The sequence below is a fragment of the Erythrobacter sp. HL-111 genome (genome assembly GCF_900105095.1).
Classification (GTDB): Bacteria; Pseudomonadota; Alphaproteobacteria; order Sphingomonadales; family Sphingomonadaceae; genus Erythrobacter.
In genome coordinates, this window is record NZ_LT629743.1 from 927,600 (window position 1) to 947,857 (window position 20,258).

Below are 20,258 nucleotides of genomic sequence, written 5' to 3' on the forward strand. Positions count from 1 at the left end.
TTCTGCAAGATCACACCCCCTCCAGCAGCCGATCCGCCTGCGCGCGCGCCTCTGGCGTCACCTCGGCCCCCGAAAGCATCCGCGCGATTTCCTCCTGTCGCCCGGCGCTGTCGAGCAGGACCACGCTCGTCTTCGTCACCGTGCCGGAGGACGCCTTGGCGATGAGGTAATGGGTGGACCCCCGCGCCGCGACCTGCGGCGAGTGCGTGACCGCCAATAACTGCCCCTCCTCGCTCGCCAGCCGCGCCAGCCGCTCGCCGATGGCGCTGGCCACCGCACCGCCCACGCCGCGGTCGATCTCGTCGAAAATGATCGTCGCCGCCCCGCCCTTTTCCGCCAGAGCCACTTTCAGCGCGAGGATGAAGCGCGAGAGTTCGCCCCCGCTCGCGATCTTGGCGAGCGGGGCGAAATCCGCGCCGGGATTGGTCGCGATCAGGAATTCCACCGCGTCGCGGCCCAGCGCGCCCCATTTGTCCTCCGGCAGGTCGGTGATCGCCGTGCGGAACCGGGCGGCGTCGAGTTTCAGCGGCGCAAGCTCGGCCGCCACCGCCTTGTCGAGCCGCTTCGCCGCCGCCACGCGCGCCGCGTGCGCCTTGTCCGCCGCCGCGATATAGGCCGCGCGCGCCTCGCGCGCCGCCTTTTCGAGCGCGCCGAGCTGCTCCTCCCCGCCTTCGATCGCCTCCAGTCGGCGCCGCATTTGCTCCATCAGGGCGGGCAGTTCGTCGACCTCGCAGCGGTGCTTGCGGGCGAGCGCGCGCAGGTCGAACAGGCGCGTCTCCGCCGCCTCCAGCGCGGCCGGATCGTGCACCAGCGCCTCGGCCGCACGCTCCAGCTTTTCCTCCGCCTCGCCCGCCTCGATCACCGCCCGGTCGAGCGCGGCCAGCGCCTCGGCGAGCAACGGGTGTTCCCCGGCGATCCGGTCGAGCCTGCGCGCCGCGACCCGCAGGCTCGCGAGCGGGGATTCCGAACCCTCCCAGACGTGGCGCAGTTCCTCCAGCTCGCCCGACAGCCGCTCGCCTTTCTGGAGGTCGATGCGCTGGGCGGCGAGGCGTTCCTCCTCGCCCTGCTCCGGCGTCAGCGCGTCGAGTTCGGCGAGGTGCGCGCGCAGCAGGTCCTCGTCCGCCTTGGCCTGTTCGGCCTCGGCCCGCGCTTCGGCAAGCCGGGCCTCGGCCTTCGCGAAACCGCGCCATGCGGCACCGAGCGCGGCGAGGTCGGTCCCGGCATAGCGGTCGAGCAGGTCGCGGTGGCCGCGCGGGTTGACGAGGCCGCGGTCGTCGTGCTGGCCGTGGAGTTCGACCAGGGCCGGCGCGAGCGCGCGCAGCAGGGCGACGCTCGCCGACTGGTCGTTGACGAAGGCCTTGGATCCGCCGTCCGCCTTGACCTGCCGCCGGATCAGCAGCGGTTCGCCCGGCTCGATCTCGATCCCCGCATCCTCGAGCGCCTCGGCAATGCTGGCGGGAAGATCGGAGAATTCGAAGCTTGCGGTGACGCTCGCCTTTTCCGCGCCCGCGCGCACCAGCGCCGTCTCCGCCCGGTCGCCGAGCACGAGGCCGAGTGCATCGAGCAGGATCGACTTGCCCGCCCCCGTCTCGCCCGTGAGCACGCCGAGCCCGCCGCGAAACTCGAGATCGAGCGCTTCGATGAGGACGATGTTGCGGATCGAAAGCCGGGTCAGCATGGCGCGATCCTGTTAGCCCAAGCCCGCCGCCCGGTCACGCGTGGAGAGGGCGATTGCGAACAGCTATCGCAGCGCACCGTTCGCAGGCGGGATCGAATGGCGCGGGGGCATCGCCGGCCCGGCCCGCGGGCGAGCAGCCGGGTGCAGGCGCCTGCGCGCGCCTAGCTCGGCACCACGCCTTGCGCGTGCCGGTCGACCAGCTCGTAGGCTTTCTCGTACCATTCGCTGCCCGGATAGTTCGCCCCCAGCACCGCGGTGTATTTCACCGCTTCCTCCGGGATGCCGAGCGCGAGGTTGCTTTCGGCGAGGCGATAGAGCGCCTCGGGCGTGTGGCTGGTGGTGTCGAAATCCTCGATCACGTTGCGGAACCGGATCGAGGCGGCCAGCCACTGGCCGGAACGCTGGTAGAAGCGCCCGATCTCCATCTCCTTGCCCGCGAGGTGATCGACGACAAGGTCGAGCTTCAGCCGCGCATCGGCCGCGTATTCGGTCTGCGGGAACCGCCGGTTGACCTCCTCGAGCGCGATCTGCGCCTGCTCGGTGATCTTCTGGTCGCGGTTCACGTCGCTGATCTGTTCGTAATAGCTCAGCGCGATCAGGTAATAGGCGTAGGGCGCGTCCTTGTTCCCCGGGTGGATCGACAGGAACCGCTGCGCGTTCTGGATCGCCTTGTTGTAATCGCGCGCGAGGTAGTAGCTGAACGCGCTCATCAGCTGCGCGCGGCGGGCCCAGGGCGAATAGGGATGCTGGCGCTCGACCTCGTCGAACAGCGCCGCGGCGAGCACCGTGTTCCCCCGGTCGAGCCGCCGCTGCGCCTCGCCGTAGAGCGATTCGACGTCGCGCGCGACATAGGCGACATCCTCGTTCGCCGATCCGCCGCCGCAGGCGCTCGTGGCGAGGGCGGCCGCACCGATCAGCACGGCGCGCGAAAGCATGGTCTTGATCCGGGTCTTCATGGCGCAGGCGTATAGCTTCGCCCTCGCTGAACGCCAAGTGAAGCTTGCCGCCCTCCCCCGGCCGATTTCCTACCCCGCCAATTTGTGCTCCAACCCGCGCCATGACCCGCCGCGCCGACCCCCGCACCACCCGCCTGCCCGTCCGCGATGTCCTCGCAAAGGGCGGCGAGCTTCCCGACTTCACCCCCGTGCCGCGCAAGTGCACGCGCCACGACGGCTGGACCCCGCAGCGCCAGCGCGACTTCATCGAGGCGCTCGCCGACACCGGCTCGGTCGAGGCGGCGTGCCGGGCCGTCGACATGAGCCAGGCCGGCGTCTACCACCTGCGCCGCCAGCCCGGTGCGGAAAGCTTCCGCAAGGCCTGGGCCGCCGCGCTCGAGCTCGGCGTCGAACGGCTCGAGGACGTCGCGATGGAGCGCGCGCTCAACGGCGTCGAGGAGGAATATTATTCCCACGGCGAACTCGTCGCCAAGCGGCGCCGCTACAACGACCGGCTGCTGATGTTCATGCTGCGCAACCGCGCCCCCGAACGCTTCGCCGAAGGCGGCGCCAAGGGCCTCAACGCGGTCGGCAAGATGGAGGTCGAGCGGCTCCGAAAGGAATGGCGCGCCGAATGGGAGGCGGAGCGCGACAGCGTCACCCCGCAGGAAATCCGCGCCAGCATCGATGCGAAGATCGCCGCGATCCGCTCGCGCATAGAGGCCGATCACGCGCGCGAATGGGCGAAGCTGTCGGACGAGACGCGCGCGGCGTGGGAACGCTTCGTGGAGCTGCGCGACCGCGACCTCGCCGCGCTGCAGGCCGACGAGGACACGCGCCGCCTGGTGGCCGAAGGCCCGCGCAAGGACGTGCAATACCCGCCCCCGCCCAAGCGCGCGAAACCGCAGCCGCCGCCGCGCAGGACGGTGCACCGGCTGACCGACGAAGGCTGGGACTGACGCTGCCCCGGCCCCTCCCAACAGAGGAGGGGGTCAGGGGCGGTTGCGAGCGAGGCGCGCGTCCGGCAGCAGCTTGATGCATATGATCGATGCATATATCCTGCCCGCGTGACCCGCCGCACCGCCGCCCGCCTCACCCCGCCCGATGGCCCCCGCAAGCGCACGACGCTGACCATCCGTCCCGATTACCTCGCGGCGGCCCGGCGGCTCGGGATCACCATATCCGAGGCCGCCGAACGAGGCCTCGCCGACGCCATCCGCGAGGCGGAGGCGGCCGAGTGGCGCGAGGAAAACCGCGCCGCGATCGATGCGGCGAACGACTGGGTCGAGTCGAACGGCCTGCCGCTCAAGGATCACCGCCTGTTCTGATGGCCCGCTTCGACGTGTTCGCCCTGCGTGGGAGCGGAACGCCGGTGGTCGATTGCCAGGCGGACCTCCTCGCCGACCTCAGGACCCGCGTGGTCGCCCCGCTGCTCCCGGCGGACAAGGCCCCTCCCCCGGCGCGCCACCTCAACCCGGTGTTCGAGGTGGGCGGCGAGCGCTTCGTGCTGATGACGCAGCTGCTCTCGGCGGTCGAGCAGCGGGAGCTGGGGGAGAAGGTCGCCACGCTCGACGGCGAGGGCGAGCGGGTGCTGGCAGCGCTGGATTTTTTGGTGAGCGGGGTTTGAGGGCCGCCATCCTCCCCTTCAGGGGAGGGGGACCATCCGCAGGATGGTGGAGGGGCACACGGCCCCGGCGCAACAAAGCCCCCTCCTCACCGAGGAGGGGGTTGGGGGTGGTGGCGAGCGGGGCGAGCGTCCGGCGGGGCGAGGCTGCCGCCTCGCAAGCACCCCTCGATCCCCTCCGTCACCGGTTAGTGGAAAAATACATCGGTTTCGGACCTAACTTCCGGCTGCGGGTTGCCAATGTTCCGCTATTGTTTCACGCTCGACGGGCACATCGCCGGAGGAAACCTTGTCACAATTCACGTTCATTGACCTTTTCGCCGGTATCGGAGGGGGGGGGACGGCGATCCTTTGAAGCGATAGGTGCTTCTTCGTAAACAAGATGCGGAAGAATGGAGTGGACGACGAAAATCTCACAACCAAGAGGAAGCGGCGCTGGACTGAAGATGAAACCCGCCTCGCGCTTTATCTCTACTTCCAACTGCCTTTTGGTCAGTTGCATCAAAAAAATCCCGAGATTCAAAAATTGGCAATCATGATTGACCGAAGTCCTTCTTCGGTTGCAATGAAGCTCGCCAATTTCGCCAGCCTTGACCCAAAGATTACTGCAACTGGGCGGCGAGGACTCAGCGGAGCCTCAGAACAAGACAGAATGATTTGGGCAGAGTTCGAAAGCGACTGGTCAGGTCAAATTGCTAATATTGAGTCAAAGATCGAGAAACTGTCCAAGTCCGCCAAAAATAAAGTTAAAGAAAAAATTGAGCCCTTTTTATTCCCAGATATTAACAGCCCTTCGGAAAGGCAAATATTATCTCAAAGACGGATAGGGCAGGAATTTTTTCGACGGGCAGTATTAGCAAATTTCGAATATTGCTGTTGCATTACAGGAATAGCAGAACCATCACTTCTAATCGCGAGCCACATCATTCCATGGGCCGAGAATGAGAGATTGAGGCATAATCCAGCAAATGGACTAGCACTATCTCCAACCTTTGACCGGGCTTTCGACATTGGGCTTATAGGAGTGGATGAAGATCGACGATTGCTCGTCTCTGAAAATTTGAAGAATCATCCCAACAAGGCCACCCGAGAGTTTTTCACACCATTTTCAGGAAAACGGATCAGTGATCCTATCCGCTTTCACGATTCTAACGATTTCCTCGAGTGGCATAGACGGGAACGTTTCAAAGGCGAATCCGCACTCTAGTTCCCGACTGGCCGGCCAAGGGGAGAAATTTCACCGAACTCAATAAGTAATTTCACGGATTCTCTCACACCACAAAGAAATTGACCTTCCTCAACCCAATCGAGAGTTGAATGAAATAATTCTTCTCTCATGAAGTTTTCTATGAGAGAAAGTACTTGAGGATCGCGATATCCGGTAATCTCTGCAATCTTCTTCGCATATATAGAGAGCATACAACGCCTTCCCTCTGAGTTTCCGCGAACAAGTTCGGATCTTCGCCTCCCAGCCCAGCCTGCGATCCTGTTCTAAGTGTCTATTGATAGCGTGTAAAACGCGATAGCCTCGACACTTCGACTTGCCAAGCATTCGTCAGGTGGATGATAATTGTCTATCGAGAAGCCTTGTAGATCGGCCTATCAAACGCGCTAACGACCGCCAAGCTTAAGACCTCCCCATCCTCAGCACAACAATAGCCGCCTCCGGCGGAATGCTCAAATCCTTCCCCGTGTCCACACGCGAGATGCGCCTCGAAAGGAGTCACCACCCCCTAACCCCCTCCTCTGGAGAGGAGGGGGTTCAGCGCCTCCTCAGCCTTGTATGAGGCTGGCGCATCGCCCGTCACGCGCCGTTCCGCGATTGCTGGCGCAATCGCTCCATGCGCCGCGTGACGTCGAACGGGCTGGCCCTTCGGCAAGCTCAGGGCCACCCGCCGGCCGGAGTTACGGCCTCTCGCTTCTAGCTTGCCGATTGCTGCGCAATCGCCTGCTCTAGGCGCGGGGCCTCACTCCTCCCCCATCCGCAGCGCCGCGATAAACGCCTCCTGCGGAATGCTCACGTTCCCGTATTCCCGCATCCGCGCCTTGCCCTTCTTCTGCTTTTCCAGCAGCTTCTTCTTGCGCGTGATGTCCCCGCCATAGCACTTTGCGGTCACGTCCTTGCGCAGGGCGGCGATGGTTTCGCGGGCGATGATCTTGCCGCCGATCGCGGCCTGGATGGGGATCTTGAACAGGTGGCGCGGGATGAGGTCCTTGAGCCGCTCGCACATCCCGCGGCCGCGTTCCTCGGCGACGGAGCGGTGGACGATCAGGGAGAGCGCGTCCACGGGCTCGTTGTTGACGAGGATGTTCATCTTGACGAGGTCGCCTTCGCGCAGGCCGATCTGTTCGTAGTCGAAGCTGGCATAGCCGCGCGAAATGCTCTTCAGCCGGTCATAGAAATCGAACACCACCTCGTTCAGCGGCAGTTCGTAGGTCACCTGCGCGCGGCCGCCGACATAGGTGAGGTCGGTCTGGATGCCGCGGCGGTCCTGGCACAGTTTCAGGATCGCGCCGAGATATTCGTCGGGCGTGTAGATCACCGCCTTGATCCACGGTTCCTCGATCATCTCGATACGGTTCACGTCCGGCCAGTCGGCCGGGTTGTGGATGTCGATGACCTTGGCGTCCTCGGTCTTGGTATGGCCGAGGTGGACGCGGTAGACCACGGACGGCGCGGTGGTGATGAGGTCGAGATCGTATTCGCGCGAAAGCCGCTCCTGGATGATTTCGAGGTGCAGCAGGCCGAGAAACCCGCAGCGGAAGCCGAAGCCCAATGCGGCGGAGCTTTCCATCTCGTAGGAAAAGCTCGCGTCGTTGAGCCGCAGCTTGCCGATGCTTTCGCGCAGCTTCTCGAAATCGGCGGCGTCGACCGGGAACAGGCCGCAGAAGACGACCGGCTGGACTTCCTTGTAGCCCGGCAGCGCCTTGTCCGCGCCGTTCTTCACCGTGGTGATGGTGTCGCCGACGCGGGCCTGTTCGACTTCCTTTATCTGGGCGGTGATGAAGCCGATCTCTCCGGGGCCGAGTTCGGGCAGGTCGGTGCGCTTGGGCGTGAAGCAGCCGACCCGGTCGACGAGATGCTGCGTGCCGCCCTGCATGAACCGGATGTTGAGCCCCTTGGTGAGCGTTCCCTCGATCACGCGCACGAGGATGACGACGCCGAGATAGGGATCGTACCAGGAATCGACGAGGCTCGCCTTGAGCGGTGCCTCGCGCGTGCCCGCGGGGGGCGGGATGCGGCGGACGATCGCTTCGAGCACGTCCTCGATGCCGATCCCGGACTTGGCGCTGGTGAGGACGGCGTCGGACGCGTCGAGGCCGATGATGTCCTCGATCTCGGCGCGGACCTTGTCGGGTTCGGCGGCGGGCAGGTCGATCTTGTTGATGACGGGGACGATCTCGTGGTCGTGCTCGATCGACTGGTAGACATTGGCGAGGGTCTGCGCCTCGACCCCCTGCGCGGCATCGACGACGAGCAGCGCGCCTTCGCACGCGGCGAGGCTGCGGGAAACCTCGTAGGCGAAGTCGACGTGGCCGGGGGTGTCCATGAGGTTGAGCTGGTAGGTCTCACCATCGGACGCGGTGTAGGCGAGGCGGACGGTCTGCGCCTTGATGGTGATGCCGCGCTCGCGCTCGATATCCATGTTGTCGAGGATCTGCTCGCGCATCTCCCGCTCGGTCAGGCCACCGCAAACCTGGATCAGCCGGTCGGCGAGCGTCGACTTGCCGTGGTCGATGTGGGCAATTATGCTGAAATTGCGGATCTTGGAAAGGTCGGTCATCTGACAGCGCAGATAGCGCCGCTCCCCCGCAGTGTCATGCGAGAAAAACGCAAGTCGGCGCGCCAGGCCCTTCAAGCCTGTTCGGACCGCGCATTCGGCGCATAGCCGAACTGGGGGATCGACTGGCCCTCGCCGGGCGCGCCGGTCATCGCCTTGTAGCTGCCCGGGGAAAGCGCCGCGAGCGGGGCTCCGGCCGAGGCCAGCGCATAGGGGCTGACGCGGTTCCGCGTGACCAGCCCGCCCGAGCCGTCATCGACGAGGTGCTGTTCGAATTCGAGCCCCTGCGTGTCGCCATTGCTCCGCGTCACGGTCGCCACGGCGAGCTGCCCGCCTCCCAGGTCGACCACGAACTGCGTTCCCTTGGGCACGTCCATCAGCCCCTGGATCAGGGCGCCCGTGCGCGACAGGTTGCGCAGGGTGACCTCGTAGGAATGGTCGTCGTGGATGACGTTGATCTTGCGCAGCACGGTCCGCCGCCGGGCACGCGCGGTGCGGTCGCTCGACGGCTCGATCCGCCAGCCCTCCCCCATGATCTCGGCCTCGACCGTCTCGCGCTCGGCCGACTCGTAATAGATCGGACCCTGCACATAGCCGATCCCGCACTGGGTCAGCGCGTCGTTCAGCGCCATGGTCTCGATCCCGCCGGCGAGCGTGTCCATCTCGAGCGCCCCGGCGAGCGCGACGATCGCCCGGATCAGGCCCAGCTCGCGCCCGTCCTCTCGGCCCGCCTCCGCCACCAGCCGGCTGTCGATGCGGATCGTATCGAAGGGCGCGCGGCGCAGGTAGGCGAGGCTCGAATAGCCCGAGCCGAATTCGTCGAGCGTCAGCCTGACGCCGAGCTTGAAAAGGCGCCCGAGCGTGCGGTCGACCTGGTTGGCATCGCCGAAGAACACCGCCTCGCTGATTGCCAGTTCCAGCCGGTTCGCAGGCAGGTCGGTCTCGCTGAGCGCTTCGGCGACCACCTCGATAAAGGTCTCGTCGGTGAACAGCGGGACCGGCACGCCCAGCGCCACCCGCACGCTGTCGGGCCACAACGCGGCGTGGGAACAGGCCTCGCGGATCGCCCAGCGTCCGATCTCGCCCACCAGCGAGGAGCCCTCGAGGATGCTCGCGAATTCCTCCTCGTCGATTTCGCCGCGCTGCGAGTGGTTCCAGCAGATCCGGGCCTCGAGTCCGGTCACCTTGCGGCTCTTCGCCTCGATCACCGGCTGGTATTTCAGGAACAGCTGCCTTTCCGACAGGCCGGTGCCGAGATCGGCCTCCAGCCGGCGGCGGAAGATCGCCTCGTTCTCGAGCTCGCCCGAGAAGAACCGGAACTGCCCCCGTCCGCCGTTCTTGGCGGCGTAGAGCGCAAGGTCGGCGGAACGCACCACTTCCTCGCGCGTGACCCCGTCATGCGGCGCGATCGCGATCCCGACCGAGCAGCCGATCACGCAGCGCCCCTCGGCCAGGCTGTAGGGCTGCTTGACCATGGCGATGATCTTCATCGCGATCTCGCCCAGCACGCCGCGATCGTCGAGGTCGGGGAGCATGACCTGGAATTCGTCGCCGCCCAGCCGCCCGATCTCGCAGTCGCGGTCGATCGCGCGGCCCAGCCGGTCGGCGACCTGCTTGAGCAATTCGTCCCCCGCGGCATGGCCGAGCGTGTCGTTGACCTGCTTGAAGCGGTCGAGGTCGAGCATCATTACCGCGCAGTTGCGCTTGGCCGCGCGGAACGCGGTGATGGTGGATTCGATGAGGTGTGCCATGCGGTGGCGATTGGCGAGCCCGGTAAGCGAATCGAACCAGGCGAGGCGTTCGGTTTCCTCCTCGCGGTACCATTCCTCGGTGATGTCGGCACCCGTGCCGCGAAAGCCGAGGAAGCTGCCCGACGGACCGAACACCGGGTGCCCGGCGAGCCGCAGGATCGCACCGCCCGGCCGTTTCGCCGCGCGCACGGCAAGTCCCGAGAACGCCTTGTGCGAGCCGAGCCGCAGCGCGAGCGGCTTGGCGCAGCCGTCCTCGGCGGCGGGCTGGAAGATCTGCGCGACCGGCTGGCCGACGAGTTCGCCGAGCGGCAGCTCGAGCCGCTCGGCAATGCTCGCGGAGAGGTAGGCAAGCCGGCCGTCCGCATCGCTCGCCCAGAACCAGCCGAGGCCGGACTGTTCGAGATCCTCCAGCATGGCGAGCTTCTGCGCGTCGGACAGGGTCGATCCCGCCCGGGCCTCGCCCCTCGGCCCCGGGCTTGCCGAAACGCTTGCGCTTCGCGAAGACAACAGACCCTTCAAGGGCACGTCGCGCCATACCTCCGGCTGTCGGCCGCCGTACGGCCGGCCCTTGTGGCGGGCCGTTCATGGCGGGCGAGGCTGTTCCTGATCTCAAACCCGCGTAAAGGCGGTTGGTTAGTTTTTCGCTAAGGGCGGCGCTGCCGCGCGACGCGAGGAACCCTCAGGGCATCCCCGAAACCGACCCTGCGAGCCGCGCCGGGTGGCCGCGCAGGACCGCGAAGGAACCGTCCGACCGGCGGCGCAGCGGCGCGTCGAATTCTACCCCGGTGCGGTTCTCGCGCGTCCAGCGGATCGTGCCCGTCGCCTTGCGGCCCGCGGCGAATTCGATCTCGACCACGGTCCCGGCAGGCAGGCTCCACAGGCCTTCGAGCAGCACGCCGCCTTCGGAGATGTTGCGCAAGGTGGCGTTGGCGACCCCGTCCCCGTGGACCACCAGCACGCGCCGCAGCAGGTTCGTGCGGGCCTGGCGGGCGGAGCGCGGGCCTTCGGCGATCACGCTGCAATCGCCCTCGACCAGCGCCCCCGCCCTCAGCGCATCCAGCGGCTTGTGATAGATATAGCCCTGCACGTGGCTGCAGCCCAGAAGCCGCACCAGTTCGAGCTCGTCGAGCGTCTCGACCCCTTCCGCGGTGGTGTCCATGCCCAGCGCCTCGGCCAGGCTGGTGATCGAGGCGATGATCGCGCCGTTGCGACTGCCCTTCTCGGTCGCGCCGCGCACGAAGCTCTGGTCGATCTTGATCTTGTCGAACGGCGCCTTGCGCAGGTAGCCGAGCGAGGAATAGCCCGTCCCGAAATCGTCGAGCGCCAGGCGGACGCCGACCCGCTTCAGCGCCGCGAACATGGCATCGGTGGCCGCACTGTCGCCCATGAAGACGCTTTCGGTGATCTCGAGTTCGAGCCGCGAGGGATCGACCCCCGAATGGGCGAGCGCGTTCGCGACGATGTTGGGCAGTTCGGGATTGGCGAACTGCAGGGGCGAGACGTTGACCGCGCAGCGCACCCGCTCCGGCCAGCGGGCAAGGTCGTCGCAGGCGGTCCTGAGCGCCCACTGGCCGAGCTGGTCGATCAGGCCCGCATCCTCGGCGATCGGCACGAACTTTGCGGGCGAAAGCCAGCCGCGGGTCGGGTGGTTCCAGCGCAGCAGCGCCTCGAAGCCGACGATCGTCTCGCTCGCGGCATAGACGACAGGCTGGTAGTAGAGCTGGAGTTGGCCGCGCCCGATCGCGTCGCGCAGGTCCTGTTCGAGCTCGGCCCGCTCCTCGGCCGCGGAATGGAGCTCGTCCGAATAGAACCGGTGGCAGCCGCGCCCGGCGTCCTTGGCCGCATAGAGCGCCAGGTCGACATTGCGGATCAGCGCCTCGCTGGTGGTGCCGTGTTCGGGCGCGATCGCGACCCCGACCGAGGCGCCGATCACCACCGCGTGCCCGTCGACCGTATAGGGCTGCGAGAGCGTCGCGATGATCTCGCGGGCGAGGTGGGCGAGATGCTCGCGCGTCTGCGGCGCGGGGATGATGACCTGGAATTCGTCGCCGCCCAGCCGCCCGCAGCGCCCGGCCGGTCCGATCACCCGCTCGAGCCGCTGCGCCACCTGCTTGAGCAGCGCATCGCCCGCCGGGTGGCCGAGCGTGTCGTTGACCTGCTTGAACCGGTCGAGATCGAGCAGGAACAGCGCGCAGGCCCGGTCGCGCTCGCGCGGGGCGGCGAGGATCTGTTCGAGCGCGCGGCTCATCTGGACCCGGTTGGCCAGCCCCGTGAGCGAATCGTAATGGGCAAGGCGCGAGACCTGCTGCTCGCTCCGCCGCTTTTCGGTAAGGTCGCTGCCATGGCCGCGGAAGCCGCAGAAATTCTTGTAGGAATCGTAGACCGGCCGTCCCGTCAGCGCCCACCAGCGTTCGTCCCCCCCGCCCTCGCCGCCGGCCGCATCGCCGGTCGCCGCGCGCAGTTCGATGTCGTGGAAGGCCGACCGCGCGGAGAGGTGGAAGGCGAGCGTGCGCTCGGCGTCCGAGGCGCGCGGGGCGGCGTGGACGATCTCGGTCAGCGGGCGGCCGATCACCTGGTCGGGCCGCTTGCCCAGTACGTGCGCGGCCTTGGGCGAGATGTAGGTGAGCTGCCCGCGCCGGTCGGTTTCCCAGAACCACCCCTCGCCCGTCTCCTCGAAGCTGCGCAGGATGTCCTCGGCCCGCGCAGCGACCCTCTCACGCGCCTCGCTGCGCACCCGGCGGGCCTGTGCATCCTTGTATTCGAAGCGCGCGATCAGCAGCAGCGCGATCGCTCCGCCGATGATCGCGGCGAACGTGATCGGGCTCGGATCGACCAGCGCGAACGGCGCCCAACTCGCGATCTGGGCCGAGAACAGCGAGACGATCCGGGTGCGATAGACGGTCGCGGCGGCGGCGTTGATCGAAAGCAGGGTCGCGATCGCCCACTGGTGCGGCAGGCCTTCGGCGACCCAGTGCGCGATGGCATAGCCCGCGCAGCCCATCGGCACGACAGCCCCCGCCATCAGCAGCGCGATGCGGGCGCTCGCGGGCATCCCTTCGCGCCGTTCTAACCGGGCGAAGACCGAGCCGATCGCAAGCAGGATGACCGAGGCGAAACCCGCCGCGAGCGCGCCGCCATGCGGCAGGCCGCCGGCGACGATCGTGCTGGGGACGTAGGCGAGGCCGAGCAGCAGCGCGAGGGCGCGCGAATGGCGCGGGAGGAAATGCTCCTCGCTGCGCCTGACCCGCGCCTGCCCCCCGCCGCTGCGGGGGGTGTGACGCTCGCGGACGCGCAGCTTGGCGCGGCGTTCCCCGGCGCGGCGATCATCGCCCGATGCGGCCGAGGGGTCGCTGCGGCGCCGCTCCGTCCCGCCGGCCGGATCGATCTCGTCCCGCTCCGGGCCCGCCGGGGCCAGGTCCCGGTTGCGCGCGCGGACAAGGCTCCGCTCGCTCGGGGGCGCGGCAGGCGCGGTGCGGGTTGCAACGGCGGGGGAGCCGACGGGCGGTTGCGCGCCCGGCTCGCTGCCCTCCCCCCTCATCCGCTTCCTGATCGCACGCGCTTCCATGACGCCGGTCTTAAAGGACACGTTTTTCGCTCTGGCTAAAGCCTAAGGTTAAGCCCGTTTCAACACACACACGCGGTTCCGGGGCTTTGCCGGCACGAAGGGTTAACCCAGCTGCACTTCCATGAACGCCTTGGGCGTCCGGTTCTGCATCGACATCAGCGCCGCATAGGGATCGTCGCCCAGGGCCTGGAGCGGCTTTCCGGCGAGTTCGATCTGGTAGGGCGACACCCGGTGGCGGGTGCACAGCCCCTCGGCCCCGTCGCTGATCAGCGGGGTTTCGAACTCGACCCCCTGGCTCGACCCTTCCGAACGGCGCACCACCGCCACCGCGAGCTGCCCCCCGCCGAGGTCGAGCACCACCTCGGTCCCGACCTCGACCCCCAGCAGGCCCTCGATCTTGGCCCCGGTCTTCGACAGGTTGCGCAGAAAGACATTGTAGCGGTGATCGCCGTGGATGAGGCCGATGCGGCGGAATTCGGTGCGCCGTTCGGCGCGGTATTTCTCCGGCCCGCGCGGGGCATAGTGCAGCTCGCCCGCCTCGAACCTTCGCAGCGCCTCCTCCGAAGGGACCGCGCGCGAGAACAGGATGCCCTGCAGGTGCGTTGCGCCCTGTTTGGTGACCGCCTCGAGCTCGTCCTTGGTCTCCACCCCTTCCGCGACCGTTTCCATGCGGAGCGCGCCCGCAAGGCTGACCACGGCGGCGACGATGGCGAGGTTGTTGCTGTCCTTCCCGGCGCAGCCGCGCACGAAGCTCTGGTCGATCTTGATCTTGTCGAACGGCGCGTCGCGCAGGTAGCTGAGCGAGGAATAGCCCGTCCCGAAATCGTCGAGCGAGAGGCGCACGCCGAGCTTCTTGAGCGCGGCGAAGACCCGGGCCGAACGTTCGACATCGCCCATGAAGACGCTTTCGGTGATCTCGAGCTCGATCCGCGCCGGGTCCACGCCCGAACGCTTCAGCGCGCCGCGCACCACGTCGACGAAGTCGTCGGCGGCGAACTGCACCGCGGAAACGTTGACCGCGGCCTTGACCGTGCCCGGCCAGGTGGTGACCGCGCGGCAGACCTCGTTCAGCGCCCAGGTGCCCATCTGGCGAATGAGGCCGACTTCCTCGGCCACGGGGATGAAATCGGCGGGCGAGATCATGCCCCGGTCGGGATGTTCCCAGCGCATCAGCGCTTCCATGCAGGCGACCTCGTGGGTCCCGGCATCGACGATCGGCTGGTAGTGCATCCGCAGCTGCTCGCCATGCAGCGCGTCGCGCAGGTCCTGCTCGATCTGGTGCCGGAAGCTCGCCTGGTCGCGCAGCTCGCGCGAATAGAAGCGGTGCTGGCCGCGCCCGCCGCCCTTGGCCGCGTAGAGCGCGAGGTCGGCCGCCTTGGTCAGTTCCTCGGGCGCGATGCCGTCATAGGGCGCGACCGCGATCCCGATCGAGACCCCGATGACCGCGCGGCTGCCGTTGATCGAATAGGGCTGCGACGCCATCTGGATCAGCTCCTGCGCGATGTCGCCGAGCTGGCCGCGGTCGTCGAGGTCGGGCAGGATCGCCTGGAATTCGTCGCCGCCCAGCCGCCCGATCTCGACCCGATCGCCGAACACGCCGCGGATCCGCGCGGCGACCTGCTTGAGCAGTTCGTCGCCCGCCGGATGGCCAAGCGTGTCGTTGACCTGCTTGAACCGGTCGAGGTCCAGCATCATCAGCGCGCAGGACCGTTTCGCGTGGGCGAAGGCCTTGAGCATCTGTTCCAGCTGGCGGCTCATCCGGTAACGGTTGGCGAGCCCGGTGAGCGAATCATACTGCGAGGCGCGTTCCTGCTTGCGGCGTTCCTCGTGCGTGCCGGTGATGTCCCGCGCCGTGCCGCGATACCCGTGGAAGCTCCCGTCCTTGCCGAAGCGCGGCTTGCCCGCGATCTCCCACCAGGCATCGCCCCGGCCGAGCTTGACCCTGACCGGCGTCGCGCCGAACGAATTGCGCGCCGCGAGCAGGAACTTGAGCGGCCGGCCGCCCTGGCTCGTGCCTTCCTCGCGGCGTTCCTCCTCGAACACCTGGGTGATCGTGCGCCCGGCGAATTCGTCGGACCGCATCGCGAAAGGTTCGAGCGCGGCGGGCGAGAGGTAGATCATCCGCCCCTCGGCATCGCTCGCCCAGAACCAGCCGACGCCGGTTTCCTCGAGGCTGTCGAGCAGCTCGACCCGGCGCGCGAGGTCGCTCGCCGCGATCGGCGCGACCGGCGGCGGGGTTGCCTCGCCGTTCTCGGGCGGGTCGCCCTGTTTCCTGATCCTTGTAAAAAGCCCTGCCACGCCGCTGGTCCTGCACCCGGGAGCCCTTCCGTTGTGCTACCTGTAAGGCAAACCGATAAACAAACCGTAAGGAGCGTACCCGCCGCCAGCGGGGCGCCATCCCGCTTGCCAAGCGCCCGCGCGCGCGCCAGTGTCGCGCGGCAAGGCACGCGGCCGGTACGGCTGCGGCGACGGGGGGAGATGCGGTGATGGCTGACGGCGTGAGGCTGGAGAACGAGGCGGCGCAATCGACCAATGCGCTGGGGCCGCTGATCGGGGTGGCGCGCGAGGATTTCGTGGGCGCGGTCGCCCTGCTGCTGCGCGAGACGGCGTCGGACCCCGCGCGCACCTTCCGCCACGCGCAGAAGATGGGCGAGGACATGGTGAAGATCATGACCGGCAAGAGCGACCTCGCGCCCGACCCCCGGGACAAGCGCTTCCTCGACCCGGCGTGGCAATTCAACCCGTTCTACCGCGCGGGCGTGCAATATTACCTCGCCGTGCAGAAGGGGATGCGCGGCTGGCTCGAGGATCTCGAGCTCGACGAACTGGAACGCAACCGCGCGAACTTCATCGCGCAGATCATTCTCGACGGGCTTTCGCCGACCAACACGCTCGCCGGGAACCCGACCGCGCAGAAGCGGCTGATCGATTCGGGCGGGCTCAGCCTCATCAAGGGCCTCCAGAACGCCTACAACGACATCGTCCACAACAAGGGCATGGTGAGCCAGGTCGACAAGCGCCCCTTCAAGCTGGGCGAGAACATCGCGACCAGCAAGGGCGAGGTCGTGCTGCGGACCGAGATGATGGAGCTGATCCACTACGCGCCGACCACCGCGCAGGTGCACGAGATCCCCCAGCTCACCATCCCGCCGCAGATCAACAAGATGTACATCAACGACCTTTCCCCCGAGAAATCGGTGGTGAAGTGGCAGGTCGACAACGGAATCCAGACCTTCGTCATTTCATGGCGCAACCCGACGAAGGATCAGGGCAAGTGGGGCATGGCCGAATATGTCGCCTCCTGCGAGGAAGCGATGGAAGCGGTCGCGGCGATCACCGGATCGGACAAGGTCAACGTCTCGGCCGGGTGTTCGGGCGGGCAGACCGCGAGCGTCCTGGCCTCGAAGCTCGCGGCGAAGAAGTCCGATTTGCTGGGCACGCTCACCCTGATGGTCTGCGTCCTCCACCCCGAGGCGACCGATATCGAGGCGGGTTCGCTCGTCTCGGAAAACGGGATGCAGCTCGCCCGCAACCGCGCGAAGAAAGCGGGCGTGATCGCGGCCGACGACCTCGCCCGCGGCTTCGCGTGGCTGCGGCCGAACGACCTCATCTGGAACTATGTCATCAACAATTACCTGCTCGGCGCCGATCCGCCCGCCTTCGACGTGCTGTTCTGGAATTCGGACGCGACCAACCTGTCGGCCAGCCTGATGGGCGATTTCCTGACGCTCTACGAAACGCTCGCCTTCACGAAGCAGGGCGAGGTCGAAATGGCGGACCACGCGATCGACCTCTCCCGGGTGACGAGCGACCTGTTCATCCTGGGCGGGGTGACCGACCACATCACGCCGTGGAAGGCGACCTACCGTTCGACCGGGCTGTTCGGCTCGAAGGACGTGACCTACGTCCTTTCGCAATCGGGCCATATGCAGGCGATCCTCAACCCGCCGACCAACCCCAAGGCCAGGTATTTCGTCCAGGCCAAAAAGGGCAGGCTTCCCGCCACTGCCGACGACTGGGTGAAGGGCGCGAGGGAGGTCCAGGGCAGCTGGTGGCCGTTCTGGATCGAATGGCTGCAGGCGCGCTCGGGCGAGAAGAAGCCCGCGCCCGAAACGCTCGGCAATGCCGAATACCGGCCAGTCGGTCCCGCGCCGGGACTCTACGTTGTCGAGGAAGTCTGATACAGGCCGCTCGCACGAACCGGAGGGAGGCCCGCCCGCGAGGGATCCGCGAGCGCGCCTTCCGCCCATTGATGAAGCTCGATGAAGCGCCGGACCCGAAGGACCGGTTGGGCGCAACTGAAAGGACGGAAATACTTGTCTGAACCGATGAAGGATGCGGTCGTGACCATGGAACAGGTCGCCGGCCGGACGCTACGGACCGCTGCCTGGAGGCTCGACGAGCCTTCCGACCACCTGCCGATCCTCTTCTTCAACGGCATCGGCGCGAACATCGAGGCGGTCGCCCCCCTCGCGGACGCCCTGCCGGAACGCGGCTTCATCATGTTCGACATGCCGGGCGTGGGCGAATCGCCCGATCCACTGGTCCCCTACAACCCCTTCACTATGAGCTGGACCGCCGCCCAGATCCTCGGGCGCTATGGCCTTGGCGAAGTCGACGTGATGGGCGTGTCCTGGGGCGGCGCGATGGCGCAGCACTTCGCGCTCCAGCATCCTGCGCGCACGCGGCGGCTCACCCTGATCGCGACGACGCCGGGCATGGCGATGATCCCCGGGAACCCGGCCGCCTTCACCAAGATGGCGAACCCGCGCCGCTACATCGATCCCGAATTCATGAACGAGCATTTCGCCACGCTCTATGGCGGGGTGGACAGGGACGGGGCCGAGCACCAGAAGGACAGCCATATCGGCCGATTGAAGCCCCCTTCCCCGCGCGGCTATCTCTACCAGCTGATGTGCATGATGGGCTGGACGAGCCTTCCCGCCCTGCCCTTCATGAGCAAGGAAACGCTGATCATGATGGGCGAGGACGACCAGATCGTGCCGCTGGCGAACGGCAAGATCCTGAAGGCGATGATCCCCAATTCGCGCCTGGTGACGGTCGAGGGCGGTGGACACCTCTTCCTGCTCACCCACGCCGACGAAAGTGTGGCCGCGATCCGCGAATTCCTCGACGCGCCGGAGAGCGCTAAGGAAGCGGGCCGGACGAGCGCCTACGCCGCCTGAGAAGCGCCGCGAGCGTTCGCTTTCGGTGCGTTGCGAGCAGATGCGCTGTGTCCGGGATCATTTAGCCCGGATTATTCACCGGCGGTGGTCTGACGGGTTGGCGGGAGTGGCGTAAGCATTTGCATTGTTGTAGGAATGTGGTTGCTTAAGCCAGACCTGCAACGGGGCAAAATATGCCACAGACCACACCCGCCGGATGCGATGATAGCGCGTCCGTATTTTCGTTTCCAGCAGTGCGCGGCAAGAAGGTCACAGCTGCGTTTGACGGCGGCAGGCTGACCTCGGATGGCGGGGTCCTGGTGCTGGCTCAGGCCGAGCGCATGATGGGGCTCTGCCAGCGGCTTGCGGCGTGTATTGCCGATCCGCGCGATCCTGCTCGGGTGGTTCATCGGCTTGAAGATATCCTGCGCGCGCGGATGTTCGCGATCGCCTGCGGCTATGAGGATGCCGATGATCTCGACGCTCTGCGCGATGATCCGGGCTTCCGCCTTGCGCTGGGCAAGCTGCCGGGATCGGGTGCGGGGTTGGCCAGCCAACCGACGATGAGCCGCTGGGAGAATGCGCCGAGCACGCGCGAGCTGGCAAAGATGCTGGGGATCATGATCGACATCTACTGCGCCAGCTACCCCACTCCGCCGGCGGCGGTGACGCTGGATATCGATGACACCTGCGACGTCGTGCACGGCTATCAGCAACTCTCCTTCTGGAACGGACATCATGGGGAGCGCTGCTTCCTGCCGATCCATGTCTACGACACGGCAACGGGCCGGCCGGTGGCGATGCTGCTGCGCACGGGCAAGACGCCTTCTGGCAAGGAGGCGGCAGGGCATATCCGGCGTCTGGTGCGCCATCTTCGCCGCCACTGGCCTGATACCCACATCACCATCCGCGGTGACGGGCATTATGGACGGCCCGAGGTCATGGCCTTCTGCGAGGCGGCCCATGTCGATTACGTGTTCGGTCTGCCGACCAACGCCGCGCTGCGCGCTGATCCGGTTATCGTCACTGCCGCCGATGCCTGCGCGGTCCGCCGCGCCGAGTGCCAACTCCCGGTCCTGCGCAGCTATGCCGAGACCCGCTACGGCGCGAAGAGCTGGAACCGCCAGCGCCGCGTCGTCGCCAGGATCGAGGCCAGCACGCTGGGCATGGATATCCGCTATGTCGTCACATCGCTAACCCAAGGCTCGGCTGAATACATCTATGACACGCTCTACTGTGCGCGCGGGCAGGCCGAGAACTTGATCAAGCTGCACAAGACCCAGCTGGCCAGTGACCGCACCTCGTGCCGGTCGGCGAACGCCAACCAGATGCGCCTGATCCTGCACACCGCTGCCTACTGGCTGCTGTGGCGCGTTCAGCAGGCGATCCCAAAGACCACCGCTCTGGCAAAAGCCGAGTTTACGACCCTGCGCCTGCGGCTGCTCAAGGTTGCTGCCCGCGTCATGGAAAGCGCCACCCGAATCCGCGTAGCGTTCGCCTCTGCGTGCCCCGATGCCGATCTGATGCGTGCCATCGTTCTCGCGCTCAAGCCTGCGCCGACGTAGCGGGCGCGGCAGTGCCGCAGAAACCCCGAGCCAAGTCCTTCAACCAGAAAAGCCCATCGATCACAGCGCGGTGAAACAGACGCCAGCGGTGCCGCACGCCCGCTCTACGCCGCCGCACGCAGCAGTGGCGTCAAGCTCGCGCCGAGAGGCGCCCAACCGCATCGCCGTGAATAAGAGAGGCTAGGATATTTGC

Annotated in this window: 13 protein-coding genes; 7 read left to right on the forward strand and 6 right to left on the reverse strand. The window is 66.7% G+C overall.

Features of this window, described 5'->3' with window-relative positions; translation table 11 throughout:
• Positions 1-10: 10 nt before the first annotated feature.
• Together recN and BLU08_RS04415 are read right to left on the reverse strand one after the other, a co-directional pair.
• Entirely contained in the window at positions 11-1,678 is a 1,668-nt protein-coding gene (gene recN, locus BLU08_RS04410) for a DNA repair protein RecN (protein WP_090195806.1), read from the reverse strand.
• Positions 1,679-1,839: 161 nt separating this feature from the next.
• The gene (locus tag BLU08_RS04415; RefSeq protein ID WP_090195809.1) at positions 1,840-2,634 is read right to left on the reverse strand and encodes an outer membrane protein assembly factor BamD; all 795 of its coding nucleotides are present in this window, start codon (positions 2,632-2,634) and stop codon (positions 1,840-1,842) included.
• A gap of 101 nt (positions 2,635-2,735) precedes the next feature.
• Here BLU08_RS04415 and BLU08_RS04420 point away from each other — a divergent pair, with 101 nt between their 5' ends.
• The 4 genes from BLU08_RS04420 to BLU08_RS04435 all read left to right on the forward strand — a co-directional run bounded on the left by BLU08_RS04420 (position 2,736) and on the right by BLU08_RS04435 (position 5,444).
• Positions 2,736-3,572, forward strand: coding sequence for a hypothetical protein (locus BLU08_RS04420; protein ID WP_197676892.1), 837 nt, complete (start codon positions 2,736-2,738; stop codon positions 3,570-3,572).
• A 108-nt stretch (positions 3,573-3,680) separates the two neighbouring features.
• The gene (locus BLU08_RS04425) at positions 3,681-3,941 is read left to right on the forward strand and encodes a type II toxin-antitoxin system CcdA family antitoxin (RefSeq protein ID WP_090195812.1); all 261 of its coding nucleotides are present in this window, start codon (positions 3,681-3,683) and stop codon (positions 3,939-3,941) included.
• Positions 3,941-4,240, forward strand: coding sequence for a CcdB family protein (locus BLU08_RS04430; protein ID WP_090195814.1), 300 nt, complete (start codon positions 3,941-3,943; stop codon positions 4,238-4,240). Before BLU08_RS04425 ends, BLU08_RS04430 begins: the two co-directional genes overlap by 1 nt.
• 394 nt (positions 4,241-4,634) lie before the next feature.
• On the forward strand, positions 4,635-5,444 hold the full coding sequence (locus BLU08_RS04435) for an HNH endonuclease (protein ID WP_157674446.1): 810 nt from the start codon (positions 4,635-4,637) through the stop codon (positions 5,442-5,444).
• Between the two features lie 760 nt (positions 5,445-6,204).
• On the opposite strand, the gene lepA is transcribed toward BLU08_RS04435, so the two are convergent.
• From lepA to BLU08_RS04455, 4 genes are all read right to left on the reverse strand, one after another.
• Complete coding sequence (gene lepA, locus BLU08_RS04440) at positions 6,205-8,022, reverse strand: translation elongation factor 4 (RefSeq protein ID WP_090195821.1); 1,818 nt, start codon at positions 8,020-8,022, stop codon at positions 6,205-6,207.
• A gap of 71 nt (positions 8,023-8,093) precedes the next feature.
• Positions 8,094-10,277: a bifunctional diguanylate cyclase/phosphodiesterase gene (locus BLU08_RS04445; protein WP_233996087.1), complete on the reverse strand. Its 2,184-nt coding sequence runs from the start codon at positions 10,275-10,277 to the stop codon at positions 8,094-8,096.
• A 172-nt stretch (positions 10,278-10,449) separates the two neighbouring features.
• Positions 10,450-13,356: an EAL domain-containing protein gene (locus BLU08_RS04450; RefSeq protein WP_233996088.1), complete on the reverse strand. Its 2,907-nt coding sequence runs from the start codon at positions 13,354-13,356 to the stop codon at positions 10,450-10,452.
• 81 nt (positions 13,357-13,437) lie between these two features.
• Positions 13,438-15,633 (reverse strand): bifunctional diguanylate cyclase/phosphodiesterase, encoded by a 2,196-nt coding sequence (locus BLU08_RS04455; protein ID WP_233996089.1) that lies wholly within the window; start codon positions 15,631-15,633, stop codon positions 13,438-13,440.
• A gap of 188 nt (positions 15,634-15,821) precedes the next feature.
• Here BLU08_RS04455 and BLU08_RS04460 point away from each other — a divergent pair, with 188 nt between their 5' ends.
• The 3 genes from BLU08_RS04460 (at position 15,822) to BLU08_RS04470 (ending at position 20,065) form a co-directional block, all read left to right on the forward strand.
• On the forward strand, positions 15,822-17,516 hold the full coding sequence (locus BLU08_RS04460; protein WP_090195824.1) for an alpha/beta hydrolase: 1,695 nt from the start codon (positions 15,822-15,824) through the stop codon (positions 17,514-17,516).
• Between the two features lie 135 nt (positions 17,517-17,651).
• Positions 17,652-18,521, forward strand: coding sequence for an alpha/beta fold hydrolase (locus tag BLU08_RS04465; RefSeq protein WP_233996090.1), 870 nt, complete (start codon positions 17,652-17,654; stop codon positions 18,519-18,521).
• 173 nt (positions 18,522-18,694) lie between these two features.
• Positions 18,695-20,065, forward strand: a complete 1,371-nt coding sequence (locus BLU08_RS04470) for an IS1380 family transposase (RefSeq protein ID WP_090193770.1) — start codon at positions 18,695-18,697, stop codon at positions 20,063-20,065.
• Positions 20,066-20,258: the final 193 nt, after the last annotated feature.

Coding starts and splice junctions, on each gene's coding strand:
- BLU08_RS04415 (WP_090195809.1), bottom strand. CDS start 2,634: ATGAAGACCCGGATCAAGACCATGCTTTCGCGCGCCGTGCTGATCGGT.
- BLU08_RS04420 (WP_197676892.1), top strand. CDS start 2,736: ATGACCCGCCGCGCCGACCCCCGCACCACCCGCCTGCCCGTCCGCGAT.
- lepA (WP_090195821.1), bottom strand. CDS start 8,022: ATGACCGACCTTTCCAAGATCCGCAATTTCAGCATAATTGCCCACATC.
- BLU08_RS04430 (WP_090195814.1), top strand. CDS start 3,941: ATGGCCCGCTTCGACGTGTTCGCCCTGCGTGGGAGCGGAACGCCGGTG.
- recN (WP_090195806.1), bottom strand. CDS start 1,678: ATGCTGACCCGGCTTTCGATCCGCAACATCGTCCTCATCGAAGCGCTC.
- BLU08_RS04470 (WP_090193770.1), top strand. CDS start 18,695: ATGCCACAGACCACACCCGCCGGATGCGATGATAGCGCGTCCGTATTT.
- BLU08_RS04460 (WP_090195824.1), top strand. CDS start 15,822: ATGGCTGACGGCGTGAGGCTGGAGAACGAGGCGGCGCAATCGACCAAT.